This window comes from Williamsia sp. R60 (assembly GCF_054063855.1).
Window position 1 is genome coordinate 793,263 of the sequence record NZ_JBSSGR010000002.1, and the last position, 15,552, is coordinate 808,814.

General features: G+C 64.2%; 9 protein-coding genes. 4 read left to right on the forward strand and 5 right to left on the reverse strand.

Annotated elements, in window-relative coordinates:
* Positions 1–37: 37 nt before the first annotated feature.
* The 3 genes from ACVWY6_RS10615 (at position 38) to ACVWY6_RS10625 (ending at position 5,392) form a co-directional block, all read left to right on the forward strand.
* Entirely contained in the window at positions 38–1,528 is a 1,491-nt protein-coding gene (locus ACVWY6_RS10615) for a CoA-acylating methylmalonate-semialdehyde dehydrogenase (protein WP_457538583.1), read from the forward strand.
* A gap of 16 nt (positions 1,529–1,544) precedes the next feature.
* A complete protein-coding gene (locus tag ACVWY6_RS10620) occupies positions 1,545–2,927 on the forward strand; it encodes an aminotransferase class III-fold pyridoxal phosphate-dependent enzyme (protein ID WP_457537875.1) in 1,383 nt (460 codons plus the stop codon).
* Between the two features lie 578 nt (positions 2,928–3,505).
* Positions 3,506–5,392, forward strand: coding sequence for a WXG100 family type VII secretion target (locus tag ACVWY6_RS10625; RefSeq protein ID WP_457537877.1), 1,887 nt, complete (start codon positions 3,506–3,508; stop codon positions 5,390–5,392).
* Between the two features lie 631 nt (positions 5,393–6,023).
* Here ACVWY6_RS10625 and ACVWY6_RS10630 read toward each other — a convergent pair.
* Genes ACVWY6_RS10630 through ACVWY6_RS10650 form a run of 5 tightly spaced genes read right to left on the reverse strand, consistent with a single transcriptional unit; the run spans position 6,024 to position 14,514 of the window.
* Positions 6,024–6,761: a TetR/AcrR family transcriptional regulator gene (locus ACVWY6_RS10630; RefSeq protein WP_457537878.1), complete on the reverse strand. Its 738-nt coding sequence runs from the start codon at positions 6,759–6,761 to the stop codon at positions 6,024–6,026.
* Between the two features lie 19 nt (positions 6,762–6,780).
* Complete coding sequence (locus tag ACVWY6_RS10635) at positions 6,781–8,358, reverse strand: FAD-dependent monooxygenase (protein WP_457537880.1); 1,578 nt, start codon at positions 8,356–8,358, stop codon at positions 6,781–6,783.
* 20 nt (positions 8,359–8,378) lie between these two features.
* Positions 8,379–10,070, reverse strand: a complete 1,692-nt coding sequence (locus ACVWY6_RS10640) for a (2,3-dihydroxybenzoyl)adenylate synthase (RefSeq protein WP_457537882.1) — start codon at positions 10,068–10,070, stop codon at positions 8,379–8,381.
* Complete coding sequence (locus tag ACVWY6_RS10645) at positions 10,067–12,388, reverse strand: hydantoinase B/oxoprolinase family protein (protein WP_457537884.1); 2,322 nt, start codon at positions 12,386–12,388, stop codon at positions 10,067–10,069. The genes ACVWY6_RS10640 and ACVWY6_RS10645 overlap by 4 nt, the downstream gene beginning before the upstream one ends.
* The gene (locus ACVWY6_RS10650) at positions 12,385–14,514 is read right to left on the reverse strand and encodes a hydantoinase/oxoprolinase family protein (protein ID WP_457537885.1); all 2,130 of its coding nucleotides are present in this window, start codon (positions 14,512–14,514) and stop codon (positions 12,385–12,387) included. The genes ACVWY6_RS10645 and ACVWY6_RS10650 overlap by 4 nt, the downstream gene beginning before the upstream one ends.
* 254 nt (positions 14,515–14,768) lie before the next feature.
* Between ACVWY6_RS10650 and ACVWY6_RS10655 the strand changes: the two genes are divergently transcribed.
* Positions 14,769–15,524, forward strand: a complete 756-nt coding sequence (locus tag ACVWY6_RS10655; RefSeq protein ID WP_457537887.1) for a maleate cis-trans isomerase family protein — start codon at positions 14,769–14,771, stop codon at positions 15,522–15,524.
* Positions 15,525–15,552 lie beyond the last annotated feature (28 nt).

The window sequence follows — 15,552 nt, forward strand, 5'->3', positions numbered from 1 at the left end:
CGTGACTCAGACCGTTGCCGACAAACCCGCTGCCACCGTGTCGACCATCGGCCACTGGAGTGGGGGCCGAGCCTTCTCCGGCGCAGCCGACCGCACCGCTCCGGTCACCAACCCTGCGACCGGTCAGGTGACCGGTAACGTGGCGCTGGCGGACGTCGCCGACGCCCGTACGGTGATCGATGCTGCGCGAGCAGCATTCCCCGAATGGCGTGACACCTCGCTGGCCAAGCGAACCACGATTCTCTTCGCCTTCCGCGAGTTGTTGAACGCCCGCAAAGGTGAGCTGGCCGAGATCATCACCGCCGAGCACGGCAAAGTGGTCAGCGATGCGCTCGGTGAGATCAGCCGTGGCCAGGAAGTGGTCGAGTTCGCCTGTGGCATTGCCCATTTACTCAAAGGTGGGATGACCGAGAACGCCTCGACCAAGGTCGATGTCGCCTCGCTTCGCCAGCCGCTTGGGCCGGTCGGCATCATCTCCCCGTTCAATTTCCCTGCCATGGTCCCGATGTGGTTCTTCCCCATTGCCATTGCTGCGGGAAACACCGTGGTGCTCAAGCCGAGTGAGAAGGACCCGTCGGCGGCGTTGTGGCTCGCGGAACTGTGGGCCGAGGCAGGTCTGCCGGCGGGCGTGTTCAACGTGCTGCAGGGTGACAAGGTCGCGGTCGACGAATTGCTGACCAACCCGGCGATCAAGGCAATCTCGTTTGTCGGCTCCACACCCATTGCGCAGTACGTGTATTCAACGGCAACAGCGCACGGCAAGCGTGTGCAGGCACTCGGCGGGGCCAAGAACCACGCCATCGTTCTTCCCGACGCCGATCTCGATCTGGCGGCCGACGCCATGGTGAATGCCGGCTTCGGCTCGGCGGGGGAGCGGTGTATGGCCATCTCCGCGCTCGTGGCCGTCGGCGGTATTGCCGATGAACTCGTGGCGAAGATCGCCGACCGCACCGTGGGCCTGAAGATCGGCGACGGCACACGCGGCACCGACATGGGGCCGCTGGTCACCAAAGCCCACCGCGACAAGGTCGCTTCTTACGTCGATGCTGGCGAAGCCGACGGCGCCACCATCGTGGTGGACGGACGCCAGGTGCAGGCCGACGGTGGCGAGGGCGGATTCTGGCTCGGCCCAACGCTCATCGACCACGTCACCACCGACATGAGTGTGTACACCGACGAGATCTTCGGCCCCGTTCTGTCAGTTGTTCGCGTGGACACCTACGACGAGGCCATCGATCTGGTGAACTCCGGGCCGTTCGGCAACGGCACCGCCATCTTCACCAACGACGGTGGCGCGGCACGTCGGTTCCAGAACGAGATCGAGGTCGGCATGGTGGGCATCAACGTCCCGATCCCGGTGCCCACCGCTTACTACAGCTTCGGCGGCTGGAAGAACTCGCTGTTCGGCGACACTCACGCGCACGGCACCGAAGGGGTGCACTTCTACACGCGCGCCAAGGTGGTCACCACACGTTGGCTCGACCCCAGCCACGGTGGCATCAATCTCGGCTTCCCGCAGAACAACTGATCACGGAGTTCCTCTAATGACTGCAGTAGCTTCCACCCTGCCGACCGGCCAGGAGTTCGACGTCGCCATCGCCGAAGGCCGCCGCGCCTACGAACTCGACCGCCGGCACGTGTTCCACTCGTGGTCGGCGCAGGCCAAGATCGATCCGATGACCATCGTGGCCGCGGAGGGCTCGTACATCTGGGACGGCGAAGGCAACCGGTTGCTCGACTTCTCGTCGCAACTGGTGAATACAAACATCGGCCATCAGCACCCGAAAGTGGTTGCCGCGATTGCCGAACAGGCCGCCAAGCTGTGTACCGTCGCTCCGCAGCACGTCAATGCGGCGCGGTCCGAGGCGGCGCGGTTGATTGCCGAGCGAACACCCGGCGACCTCAACCGCGTGTTCTTCACCAACGGTGGTGCCGATGCAGTGGAGCATGCGGTTCGCATGGCGCGACTGCACACCGGCCGGTACAAGGTGCTCTCGCGTTACCGGTCGTATCACGGCGGCACCGACACGGCGATCAACCTGACCGGGGATCCCCGGCGCTGGCCGAGTGACTACGGCACCAGCGGCACCGTGCATTTCGACGGACCGTTCCTGTACCGCTCGGCCTTTCATGCCGCCGACGAACACCAGGAGTGCCAGCGTGCCCTCGAGCATCTGGACCGGCTGATCTCGCTGGAAGGCCCCGCCTCGTTTGCGGCCATCATCCTCGAGTCGGTGCCGGGCACCGCCGGAATCATGGTGCCGCCGCCGGGATATCTGGCCGGCGTCCGTGAAATCTGCGACCGCTACGGAATCACCTACATCGCCGATGAGGTGATGGCGGGCTTCGGCCGTACCGGACAATGGTTCGCCATCAACAACTTTGATGTCACGCCCGACCTGATCACCTTCGCCAAGGGAGTGAACTCGGGCTACGTCCCACTCGGCGGTGTTGCCATCAGCGACGCCATCGCCGCGACCTTCGCCGATCGCCCGTACCCCGGCGGTCTGACGTACTCCGGTCATCCGCTCGCCACGGCGGCAGCGGTCGCCACCATCAATGCGATGGAGGACGAGAGGATCGTCCAGAATGCCGCACGCATTGGCAGTGAGGTGCTCGGGCCGGGATTGCACGAGCTGGCCGCGCGCCACCGGTCGGTCGGTGAGGTGCGTGGTCTAGGGGTGTTCTGGGCCATCGAACTGGTTGCCAACCCGTCCACACGCGAACCGCTGGCGCCGTACGGCGGCACCAGCGCCGCGATGAACGAGGTGGTCTCTGCCTGTAAGTCGAACGGGCTGTTGCCGTTTGCCAACTTCAACCGGATCCACGCGGTGCCACCGTGCACGGTGAGCGACGACGAGGTGCGTGAAGGACTTGCGATTCTCGACGCCGCGCTCACCGTGGCCGATCGGCATGTGGTGTCCTGACCGTCCGCTGACGCGACAAGTTCTCGGGGTTGCTCGGTCTACAGACCGAGCCGCCTCGGGTTTCTAAGCGGGGTGTGACTGACGTTGCGAGTGGGGGCATCTAGGTGCTGCGGGGGTCAGATGCGGCCCGTCGAGTGGCGTACTGCACCGCGAGCGACCGTCAGGCCGGCGATGTACCATTTCCGACCGGGGGAGTCGTTCGGTCATCCGCATTTTGTGAAGGCCGAACGTAAGTAGACGCGCTCGGCGCGGATAGGTCTGGGGGTAGGGGTGGCTCCGAACGATGTCAGCGAGACGTTCAGTATCAGTCCGGCGGAGGTCATGGCGACCGCAAGCACGTGGCAGCAACAGGGCGTCGTTGTAAACGGGTTGGATTTCTCTGGCATGGCGTGTGCCAGTGGCTCGGGATCAAGAACCTTCGCTGCGGTTGTGGCGTGCAGTGTTGCCGCGACCAACGCAACCGAGTCGATCGGCGGCAGACTGACGACGCTTGGTGAGAATTTGCGGACCTTCACGGTGACGTCCAGTGAGAACGACCGCACCGCTGCCGATTCCTTCACCAGGTTGATGCCGCGCTGATGCGTCCGACAATCTCCCAGCTACGCGGCTGGAATCCTGGCGAGCTGACCGATGCCGGCACCACGGCCCAGGACAACGCAACGGTGCTCGATGGGGCCGTGGACGCGGTTGTTCGTGCCATGTACGCCAACACACAGTGGTCAGGTAAGACCAGGTTCGCCGCCCAAGACAAGGTCAAGGAAGAGCAAGACCACGCCAACGAAGTGCGTAATGTGCTGCAGCAGATCGCGGATGAGACGAAGGACGCCGCGCACGATTTGGCGCACTCCCGCACATTCGTCCTCGGGCAAGTCGACGGCGCGTTGCACGACGGTTGTGCCGTCTCTGACGCCGGTGAGGTCACACATCCCGACAAGGCCAAAAAGGAAGTCGCGGACAACTATGAGAGCCATATCCAGCGCGGGTTGACTACGATTGACACTCTCGACGAAGACTACGGAACCCGAATCGAGGCGCTACAGGGCGATCTCGCCGCGATGGTCAATGGCCAACCCGACGTGGTTCTGCCGGACGGCACCAGGATGGACGGTGACGCGGTGATCGCCAGACTCCGCGACATGTCTGAAGCGGAGCGGCGTGCGTTCCTCGCGGGCATGAGCGAACAGGATGTCCGGCGACTTGTACAGGCCGACCCAGTCTTCATGGGCAACACGAATGGTGTTCCGTTCGCGGTACGGGGAGTTGCAAACGAGATCAACATTCGCAATGCCATAAGCAACGAGGTTCAGGCCGGCAACGATGTACCAGGCAGGAATAATCGGGTCGAAATGCTTCGCGAGCTGCTTCGCCAGCAAAACGATCCAGCACAGACCACGGACAGAAAAGAAAAGGCAGATCGTACCGTCGAGGATCGCAAGGTCGAGCGACAGTTCATCTCTTTCGAGAACACGGAGAACGGCCGGTATGTCGAGATGATCGGAGGCCTCACATCGGATACCAAGAACGCCACTGTGTACGTACCCGGAACGGGGTCAAATCTGAACGGCAGCAACACCAATACGTCCGCTGCCTGGAATCTGGCCCACAAGACGAACGGCCCGGTGTTCGTCTATATGGACGGTGACCTACCGCAAAGTATGGGCCACGAAGGACTTGTCGATGCAGGTAAGGGCGGCTTGACAGGCGCAATCCCCTCACTGGTGGCCGGCGGCCCGCTAGGCCTTCCCGGCGCAGTGGGCGGCTTTATCGCCGGCGGCATCCCAGGTATTTCAGACTCGATCGAAGGTTCGGCCGCAGATCCTCAGTTTGCCCGAGACATGGCACCTCGATTGGTGAGTTTCGGACGGGAGCTCGACGCTGAGATTGCTGTGCACGCACCGGACGCGAAAACCACATTTATCGGGCACTCGTACGGCGGGTCGGCAGTCGGGAGTGCCGAACAGCTCGGCCTCAATGCAGACCGGGTCATCTACGCGTCGTCGGCGGGAACTGGAGTCTTCGACGGACAATGGCAGAACGCCAACCCCAATGTCGAACGGTTCTCGTTGACTGCCCCAGGTGACCCGATTCAGTACATTCAGTCGATGCCAGGGAGTCCTCACGGGGGCGACCCGGACAGCATGCCGGGCGTAACCCGGCTCGACACAGGTACTTACAGCGGGGACAACCCGAAATACCCCGAAGGACTAGTGGAGGGTGGCCGTGGGCACGGCGGGTACTGGGATGATCGCGAGTCGGGAGGATTTCAAAATATGGTTGAAGTCATCACCGGAGGTGATCCGACTCCTTATGTCGAGCATGAATCTGACCGGCCTACGGACCCAGCATGGGATGTTGCCGAGGAGGTGATGGGAGTTACGCCGTTAGGGCCACTCCTTGATCCATTGGACGGAGATATAGACCTGCCAGGCCCCCTGCCCGACGTTCCGCTCAAACTGCCGTGGTGAAGATGAAGACCCTCAAAGGTTCCTTGACGGCTGTCCTTGTGAGCGGACTGCTGGCTGGATGCTTCGGCTCCAACGCCGCAGATCCAGTCGTGCGTGACATTCCACGAGACGAAGCTTGGCGAACCATCAACGTCAACTTGCACGAGGTCGTTCCTGAATGGGACGTTGCCAACCCGTTTCCTGAGGACCCGTTGTCGCCGCCCCCGAGTATGACTGGCTGTGCGACTGGCAAGAACAGTCTGGCTACAGGGCCGCCGTGGAGTTTGCGAGTCGAACAGACACTTTTGGAACCTACGCCCTCAGAAGTCCAAGATATCGAGCGTGGATTCGCTGCTCTGGAAAGACGCGGCTACTCTGCGGTAAAGAAACCATCAGGTTCACCCGCGAATAGAAAAGTGGCGAACGATAGCGGGTACTTCGTCCTGCTGCGGGTCGATGCGACGGCTGACGGCACTCAGACGTACGAACTTATATCGGTTTCGTCTTGCATTCGGTTTGAGGGTGATGATCAATACAGTTGACCATCGGCAGATGACATTCGGATTGTGTGATCGTGCTCTAAAGAGTAGACAACGGCGGGCGCGGATCGACTCCGGTCAGTCCGATAACCAGCATCAGAGCTTCCTCGAATTCACTCCTCAACCCGCAACGACTGTTCCAAATAGTCCAGGTTCTGCCGCATGCGCGCGATGATGCGATCGGGCCCCGGCTCCGCGGAATCGGCGTCGGGTTCGAGAACCGCACTGACAGCCATGTCGGCGAGTTGCTGTGCGACGTCCCGGTCGTCGTCAGTGTCTCCGGGATGATGCCACCAGGCGATCCAGTTCAGCATTCCGATGATGCCGAGTGCCGCAACGCGGGGATCGGCCGCGCGGAACACCCCGGCAGCGATCCCTTCGTTCATCGCGGTGGTCATCTCCCGCAACACCCGACGACGGCTTTGTCGATAGGTTTCGGCCAGCGCCGGCGGCAGCTCGGCCTCAGAACGGATCAGCAACCGAAATCGGTCTTGTGTCTGCATCTGGTGCAAAGCAATCGACATCGCCATCTCGCGGATCTTGGCTGCCGGGTCGAGGTCGGTGCGCTGGTTGATCTCGTGCAGCAACACCGCCGGTTCCTCGGCGATCTCGCTGACCAGCCGGGCGAACAGCTCGTCCTTGTTCTTGACGTAGTGGTACATCGCCGGGCGGGTCAGGCCCGTGGCGTCGGCGATGTCCTGCAGCGTGGTGCTGGCCAGCCCCTTTTCGGCGAACAGCCGCGTGGCCTGCTCCATGATCTCGCGCTCCACCAACTCGCGCCGCGAGTTGCTGCGTACGCCCGGCTTACCGGTGGCGGTCGACGGTGTCCCGTCCGGCGTCGACTTGGTCATGAGCGAACAATAGTGCGCCTCACACCGTCGCCGCGTGAACGTCGTCGAGTGCGCCGCCGATCACCGCGCCATCAACGATGTGGACCAGGTCCGTCCGCAGGCTCACCAGTCCCGCACTCAAGTCGCTTCGACATGCGTCCGGCGCCTCCACCACCACAATGTTCCCGGCCTGCCGCAGCCGTTCGCCCACATCCAGCCGGGTGAGCACAGCGTCTCGCTGAGGTGGTCCGGTCAGCCAGACCACGGACGCGGCGGGGATATCGTCAATGAGTCCATCTGCTGCCGTGCCCCAAGCCGAATCGACGTGGACCTCGACGACCGCAGTGCCCGCATCCGACCGCAGCGATCCGTCAGCCACCCGAGTCGGTGCTGTAAATCCGTTGCGACGCAACGGACGTCGCAACACCCACTCACCGACCTCGCTATCGGGAACCTCGTCCGGCCGCACGTCACCGTACTCGGCGAGCCCACGCCGGGCGACATCGGGCGCCGACTGCGCAAAACGCTCCAGACTGACCTTTCCGGCACGAGTCATGTACGCCACCATCAGCTGATCGACCGGCATATCGATGCGCCCCGGAAAAGACTCCCACCACAGTTCGCTGCGCGCTGCGATCGACTGCAGGTATTCGACGCCGGGCCGGCGTGCGGTTTCGTAGGCAGTCAACGCGTCCTCGAGCGACGACGCCTCCCGCACCCCGCGGTCCAGTGCGATGGCATCTTCCATCGCCAACTTGGTGCCCGACCCGATCGAATAGTGCGCTGTGTGCGCGGCATCGCCGAGCAACACCACGTTGCCTGCATGCCAGCGTTCGCAGGTGACGGTGCGGAACTTCAGCCACCGCGTGCGATTGCCGATCAGGGGATGCCCGCCGAGGGTCGCAGCGAAGGCGTCTTGCAGGTATTTCAGCGACTGGGTGTCGCTGTCGAGGGGGCCGATGTTCTCGGTCGTCACATCGAAACCGGCATTGCGCCAAGTGGTCTCATCCGTCTCGATCAGAAACGTGCTGCGGTCGGGTGCATAGGGATAGGCGTGGGCTACAAAGGTGCCGTGCTCGGTGGTCACCGGAGTGAAGATGGCACTCGGCAGTACGAAATCCGTTCCACACCAGAGGTAGAGACCCTTGCCGGTGGTGATCTGCGGGCGGAACTGATCTGCGAGCTCGGTGCGGGTGACGCTGCCCACGCCGTCGGCGGCGATGATCAGATCCGCGTCCACATCGCCGACCCCACGGCGCTGCCCGAACTCCAGACGCACCCCGGCAGCGACCGCGTGATGCTGCAGCACCTCCAACAGCATGGTGCGGGCGATGGCCAGCAACTCACCGTGCGAAAGCCTCGAGACGGCGTCGCCGACCTGCATCGACATCTCGTGCGAGTAGGCGACGTCGACAATGGCTTCGAGTGAGGCGGGATCGGCCTCGCGGAGATTGCGTTGGGTCCGCGACGCCAGCCCGACGCCGAAGCCGAATGTGGTGTCAGGCGAGCCCTGTTCGTAGACGGTCACGTCGGCGTCGGGGTGGCTGCGTTTGAGAAGCCGGGCGGCGTAGAGACCGCCGGGGCCTCCGCCTAGCACAGCGATGCGCTGTAGTTTCATCGGATATTGTCCTCACTGGTTCACGGGGTGTCGGCAGCAGCGAGCTTGGCGACCACGTCGGCGCGGAGCTGCTTCTTGTCGATCTTTCCCACGTTGGTCTGCGGTAGGGCGGTGAGCCATTCGAGTCGCTCGGGCCATTTGAACTTCGCCACACCCAGGGAATCGAGATGACGTTGCACCTCTGCCATCGACACCGTGTCCCCCTGAGCGGCAACGAGATAGGCGCATGTTCTCTCGCCGAGCCGCGGGTCAGGCATGGCCACCACCGCTGCGTTCGCAATGGCGGGGTGCTTGACGAGCAGGAGCTCGATCTCCTCGGCGTTGATCTTCTCGCCGCCGCGGTTGATCAGGTCCTTGATCCTGCCCTCGATAGACACGTAGCGGACGCCGTCGATCACCGTGATGCGCGCTAGATCGCCGGTGCGGTAGAAGCCCTCGGACGTGAACGCGGCCCGATTGTGTTCGGGCGCATCGAAGTAGCCGGGGATCGTGTACGGGCCGCGACAACACAATTCGCCCACCTCGCCATCGGCGAGAACAGCCTCTGACCCGGGCTCGAGGATCAGCACCTCGTCGTCAACCGCGACGGGGGTGCCCACCGTGGCCGACCGTGCCGCTTGCGGCGCGTCAAGAGGTGTCACCAGGAACAACCCCTCCGACATCCCGAACAGCTGACCGGCCCGCTGTCCGTCGTCGCCATCAGCGCGAGCGAAGAGGTCTGGACTCGGCTTGGCGCCGGAGAGGACAACAGTGCGCAGATGCGACCGTGGTTCGTCGAACGCCACGCTCGTCACCGCCTGGTAGTGGCCGTGCCCGATGAGGACGTCGGTGGCCTGCTCACGCGCCATCAACCGGAATGCGCTCGGCGCATCGGGGGTGGCCAGAACGAGGCATGCGCCGACCGCATGTGCGGCGTGCAGTGCGCAGGTGATGCCCGCGTTGTGGATCAACGGGATCAGATGCGCGACGCGGGTCTTTTCGGTCCACCCGAGCCGCTCGGCATAGAGACGCGCGTTGTCCCAGTACTCCACGTGCCGACGCGGGATGACCTTCGGCACACCTGTTGTGCCGCCTGATAATTGGAACGCACACACATCAAGCGGGTCGATCGCGGCCTGGATGCGTTTGACTCGTTCGCGTGCGACGTCGTCGACGATGTCCGAACCCAAGCTCTCCACCGCATGCGTTCCGTCTACGTCGTCAGCAGCCCCGACCGTCAGCACCGTGCGCATCGTCGGATGATTGGCCGCCTGCTCCTGTGCGAACGACACGAGATCAAACGAGAGTCCCGCCTCGACCACGTGTGCCACCGCGCCGACCGCTCGGCTGATGTGTCCGATCTCGTGACCCCGGTGCGCGGCAAGTGTTGCCACCGGCACCAACCCGGCCTTGAGGCAGCCGTACCAGGCGAGGACGGTTTCGATGCGATTGGTCACCTGGAACAGCACGGGGTCACCCGGCTCGAGGCCCACATCAGCCAGCCCAGCGGCGATCTGATCGGTGCGGCGTCCCAGCTCGTCGTATGTCAGCGAGCCGGTGTCGGTGACCACGGCAACCCGGTCGGGATACCGCAGCACCGTGCGGTGCAGCCGGTCGGCCACCGGCTGGTCGGTCCACGACCCTGACCGCCGGTACTGTTCGGCTTTGTCGGGTGGATAGTCGACCAGCCGGGCTCCCCAGCGAGAGCGGCCGGTCGGCGTGGTGACGGTCATTTGCCGGCCACCGCCGGTAGCAGTTGGGTCAGTTCGGCCACGTGGTCGGGGTGGTCGGCCGGGACGATCCCCGAGTACACCGCAGTCCAACATCCGGGGCAGCACTGCTGCCGGAAAACCACTGGGGTGTCGACGTATTCGGTGGGATCGGAGGTGACCTGCGGGCCTGCAGCACTGGACGGGCCCTCGTACATGGCCAGCGACAGCTTGCCGGTCTTGGTATCGCCGAGGAGGCGTCCGCAGTGCGCACATCCCACCACGCGGGCGTCACCGATCGTGACCTCCACAAGGTTGTCGTCCAGGCGCCGAGCCCGCGTCAGGTCGAGCGTCGCCTCTTGGTCGGTGGGGATCTCGGAGCGTTCTCGCCGTTCGTCCTTCAGAGCAGCGCGATGCTCATCGGTGGCCGCGGCGTCGACCTCGCCGTCGGTGACCACGACGCCGTAGTTGATGGCAGCACCGTCGGTGGTGACTTTGCCGTTGCGGACGTCAACGGCAACGGATTCCGGGTCGCGGCGTAGGGGATCGCCGTAACCGCCGCCGCCCTGCCAGTGCATGTACAGCACCTCACCGGGCGCAAGGTAGCTCTCGGCGTAGCAAGCGCCGATCTCCTTGTTCTCGCCGAGATCATCGAGCGAGCCGGGAATGGTGCCCTGCGCCAACAGTTCATCGATCCCGGAGTTGCGTGCCAGGATCTCCAGCCCGGTGTTACCCGGTTGGCCGCCGGCGAGTCCGGAGTTCTGTGCGACGGCTTTACCCGCGGACGCGAACACCAGCCCCATCGGCAGGCTCGTGCCGTACGGGGTGACGGCCAACGATGCGCTGACGCCGCCGCGATGACGTCCGGGACCACCCGAGTCGGGTTCTTCCTTGCGCCACAACGTCAGAAGCGGGTAGAGGAATTCGGTCATCTCGGTGTCGGGGATGCGGCCCATCGGGATACAGAACAGTCCGCCGGTGTCCATGCCGTCGGCCACCGGGCGCCCGCCGTAGCCACCGCTCATCGGTTCCATCAGGATGTTGAGGAAGGGGACCGGTTGCTCTCCGCGTTCGTCGAGTCCGGCGACAACGGCTGTGTCCCAGGTACCGCAGCACGAGGCCATGACGTTCTTGCCGAGTTCGATGTGGCGGTCGAGCATCTGCGCCAGACATTCGGCAACGAGGTTGCCGGTCAACCAGGCCGGGCCGATCGGGCCGCGACTGACCGCGGCCGGGAAGGTGGCGTTGTTGATCGTCCCTTCCTCGGCGATCAGGTCGAAGCATCGCATCAGACCACCTGCAGACCAGGGGATATCGCCCGCGAGGATCGGCAGTAGAGCCAGCATGACCCCGCCGCGCATGCCGGCGTACGTGCAGTTGATGACGCCGGTTTGCGGATCGGTGCCGGTGAAGTCGAACGAGAGGTGGTTATCTTTCTTGGTCATCGCGAGGGTGATCTTGTGGACCTCGCGGTCGCCGACGCTCGACTGGTCCTGGTACCCGGTGGCGTGCCAGGTGCCGTCGGGCAGGTCGGTCAGCTTGGCCCGCAGGCGGCTCTCGGCGTCGGCCATCATCCGCTTCATCACGGCTTTGACGGTGTCGGGACCGTACTGTTCGATGACGGCCAGCAGACGGTCGCGGCCCACACTGTTGGCGCCGACCTTGGCGCGCAGGTCGAGCCCCACCAGCATCGGGACGCGGGAGCGTCGGACCCACACGTCGGCGACGTCACGCTGCAGCTGGAAGTCGCGGACCACCTTGATCGGTGGTGTCGGAAGTGATTCGGAGAACACGTCTTTGGCTGCGGGGTCGAACGAGCCGAGCCCGGAGCCACCGAGGTCGGGTTCGTGGCAGATGGCGCTGGTCCACCCGAACAGCTTGCCGTCGTAGAAGACCGGTTGGTAGACCATCACGTCGCTCTGGTGCAGTCCGCCGCCGACCCAGGGGTCGTTGCAGAGGAACATGTCGCCCTCGGTGATGCCGGGGTTGCTCGACCGGTGCTGCAGCGTCCAGTAGATGGCCAGGTCAACGGCACCCACCAGCATGGTGTTGTAGAGGCCCACCTGCACCTCTTGCCCGAGTTCGTCGCTGACGGCGAAGTCGAAGTCGTTGGCGTCGGTGACAATCGGCGAACCTGACATCCGCTTGAGGGCATCACCCATCTCGTCGGTGACCGACCACAATCGGTGTCGGATCACCTCGTAGGTGAGGGGGTCGAGCTCATCGATCTGCTGTTGGGTGACGGTGTGGATGGGCAGCGTCGGTGGCAACGACCTGGCGAGAGCGTCGACGTCGACGGGTCGGCTGGAGAAGACTTCCGAGCCGGGGATCGGTGCGGTCATGAGTGATACTCCTGGATCTCAGGTCGGGTCGCGGTGATGGTGAGGTTGCCGAGGCGATCGATCTCGCCCGTGGTGTTGTGCGGCACCACCACAGTGGTGGTGGGCACTTCGATGACGGCGGGTCCGCGCAGAACGTGCCCGGCCCGTAGGCCTGCGTAGTCGTAGATGTCGGTGTCGACGTATCCCTGGCGTCCGTCGAGGCACACCTTGCGGACGCCGACGTGCGCGGCGCTCGCATCCGGCGATTCGGCGACCTCGAGTTCGGGCAGTTCGGGGGTGAAGGGGAGGACGCCCGTGCCGCGGACGCGGTAGGTGATGGCCTGGATCCCTGCTTCGCGGAAGCCGCTGTCTTTTCCGTACAGCTCGGCGTACCGGTTCTCGAATGCCTCTGCAGCTCCGGTGATCTCGGTGGAGGTCAACGATCCGCCAGGGATCGGGGTGGCCACCTCGGCCAGCTGCATCGCGTAGCGCATGTCGATCTCGCGCTCGATGAGCACGGATTTGAACTGAAGGCCCTGCCGATCGAGCTGTTCGCGAACTTGCTCTTCCAGGACTTTGAAGTTCTGTTCCACCCGCGCCGGGTCGAGCGGGAGTGCGGCGGGATCCGAGAGTTCCTTGGCCAGAACGATGTCGGACGAGGCCAGACCGTAGGCCGAGAACGCCGAGGCCACTTGCCCGAGGGGCACCACCACCTGCGAGACCCCGATCTCCTGCGCGTAGAGGCCGCAGTGCGCTGGACCCGAACCGCCGAAGGCGTAGACGATGAAGTTGCGGGGGTCGTGTCCTGCCTCCACCACCGTCTTGCGCAGTAGATCTCCGGTCTGGGCGTTCTGCACCGCGTAGATCGCGGCAGCGGCTTCCTCCACCGACAGTCCGAGTGGCTCGGCGATCCGGGTGCGGATGGCCTCGCGGGCGAGCTGGAGGTTGAGTGCTTTGCGGCCACCGAGCAGGCCACGCTCGGGCAGGATGCCGAGAACCAGGTTGGCATCGGTGTTGGTGGGCTCGGTGCCACCCTGTCCGTAACAGGCCGGGCCCGGAACCGCTTGCGCGCTATGGGGACCGATCTGCAGGTTGCCACCCGCATCGATCCAGGCGATGGCTCCACCGCCGGCGCCGATGGCGTGCACCTCGAGCGTCGGGACGTTGATGGGGTGGTGGTTGATGATGGTGCTCGAGGAGCGGACAGGTTCGCCGTCGACGATCATGCCGACGAGGAAGGTGGTACCGCCGGCATCGGTGGCGATGATGTTGCTGTGCCCGAGTTGACGTCCGAGGGATACCGACCCGACCACGCCGCCGGTGAGCACCGAGCCGACTGTGGAGATCGCGTTGCCGGGAGCTACCGATGCGGCGACCGCTCCGCCGTTGCTCTGCATCACCAGCAGGGGACCGGCGAGCTTGTGCTCGCGCAACTTGCCTTCGAGTTCGCCGAGGTAGTCGCGCAGGCCCGGGCCGATCTGGGTGCTCATGATTGTTGTTGCGTTGCGGGCGAATTCGCGGATGCGGGGGCTGACCTCGCTGGAGAGTGAAACGAAGACGGTGGGGTCGATCTCGTGCACGATGTCGCGGATGCGTTGTTCGTGGGAGGGATTGCGGAATGACCACAGCAGCGAGACGGCGATGGCGGTGATGCCGTCGGCAAGCAAGCTGGTGACGGCGGCGCGTACCTCGTTCTCGTCGAGAGCGACCACCACGCGGCCGTCACGATCGACGCGCTCGGTGACCTCGAGCGCGTGGCGTTTGTGCACCAGTCCGTGAGACTTGCTCTGCGCCATCACGTTCTGCAGCTGTTCGGGTGAGCGCCCGAGATAGCGGCCCTCCACGTTCATGATGTAGATCGAGTCGCGATGGCCCTTGGTGGTCAAGAACCCCACGTCGGGGACGTTGCCCATCACCAGGGCATTGAGCGACGACGTGGTGCCGTGCGCGATGTGGTGGGTGTTCGCCAACATCTCCTCGAGCGGCTGGCCCAGTTGTTCTGCCAACACCTCCAGCACGTCCATCACGCCCTGCGAGTAGTCGGGTGGTGTCGATGGCGATTTGCCGCCGATCAGCAGGCCGGACCCATCATCGAGGACGGCATCGGTGAACGTCCCGCCGACGTCCACTCCGATCACGTATGCCATGGCCAGGTTCTCCTTCAGTTGCCGCGCAAGTGTTCATTTACGTCGACGTTGAGTATTCGACGCCGATGAACACATGTCAAGCAGATTTTGTGAGCCGCCTCACCCATCTTGCCGCTTCTTCTCGGATTTGCGCAGTTCAGCGCGCTGGAGGCGAGGGCTTGACGAATTGTCATCTGCGTCGAATAATTGTCACAGACGTCAACTTGGCGTTCGTCGGTGCCCCTTGGGACACCCGAAATGGAAAGGACGGCCAGATGAGCGTTCACCGAATCGGTCTTGTGGTGCCGAGCTCCAACGTCACCGTCGAGACGGAGATGCCGGCGTTGCTGCGCCGGCACCCCACCTCGGAGTTCTCGTTCCACTCGACGCGGATGCGGATGCACCGGGTGTCGCCCGAGGAGCTCGCCGCGATGAATGCCCAGCGTGAGCGGTGCGTGATGGAGATTGCCGACGCGTCGCCGGAGGTGATCTTGTACGCGTGCCTGGTGGCTCTGATGGTTGGCGGGCCGGGGGAGCACCAGCGGGTGGAAGGTGCCGTAGCCGAGCAGTTGGCGACGGGCGGTTCCGAGGCCATCGTCCGGTCTAGTGCCGGGGCGCTCGTCGAAGGGCTTCGTGCACTCGATGCCAAACGCATCGCCATCGTGACGCCGTACCTGCGGCCACTGGCAGAGAAGGTGGTCGAGTATCTCGAGGCCGAGCACTTCGAGGTTGTGGACTGGCGTGCACTCGAAGTGGCCGACAACGCCGAGGTCGGCTGCATTCCCGGTGACCGGGTGATGGAGGCTGCCCGGTCGCTCGACCTCACTGGCGTCGATGCCGTGGTGCTCTCGTGCTGCGTGCAGATGCCGTCACTGGCACTGATCGATGACGCCGAGCGTGAGTTCGGCATTCCCGTGTTGTCAGCGGCAACCGCCGGTGCGTACAGCCTGCTGCGCGGCCTCGGTCTGCCCGTGGCCATCGACGGCGCCGGCAGTCTGCTGCGCGCAGACGTGGCCTCAGTTCCGGCCTGACTACCCCCAGCTCAACCGAAGGAAGTAC

Coding starts and splice junctions, on each gene's coding strand:
- ACVWY6_RS10650 (WP_457537885.1), bottom strand. CDS start 14,514: ATGGCATACGTGATCGGAGTGGACGTCGGCGGGACGTTCACCGATGCC.
- ACVWY6_RS10640 (WP_457537882.1), bottom strand. CDS start 10,070: ATGACCGTCACCACGCCGACCGGCCGCTCTCGCTGGGGAGCCCGGCTG.
- ACVWY6_RS10655 (WP_457537887.1), top strand. CDS start 14,769: ATGAGCGTTCACCGAATCGGTCTTGTGGTGCCGAGCTCCAACGTCACC.
- ACVWY6_RS10645 (WP_457537884.1), bottom strand. CDS start 12,388: ATGACCGCACCGATCCCCGGCTCGGAAGTCTTCTCCAGCCGACCCGTC.
- ACVWY6_RS10620 (WP_457537875.1), top strand. CDS start 1,545: ATGACTGCAGTAGCTTCCACCCTGCCGACCGGCCAGGAGTTCGACGTC.
- ACVWY6_RS10635 (WP_457537880.1), bottom strand. CDS start 8,358: ATGAAACTACAGCGCATCGCTGTGCTAGGCGGAGGCCCCGGCGGTCTC.
- ACVWY6_RS10625 (WP_457537877.1), top strand. CDS start 3,506: ATGCGTCCGACAATCTCCCAGCTACGCGGCTGGAATCCTGGCGAGCTG.
- ACVWY6_RS10630 (WP_457537878.1), bottom strand. CDS start 6,761: ATGACCAAGTCGACGCCGGACGGGACACCGTCGACCGCCACCGGTAAG.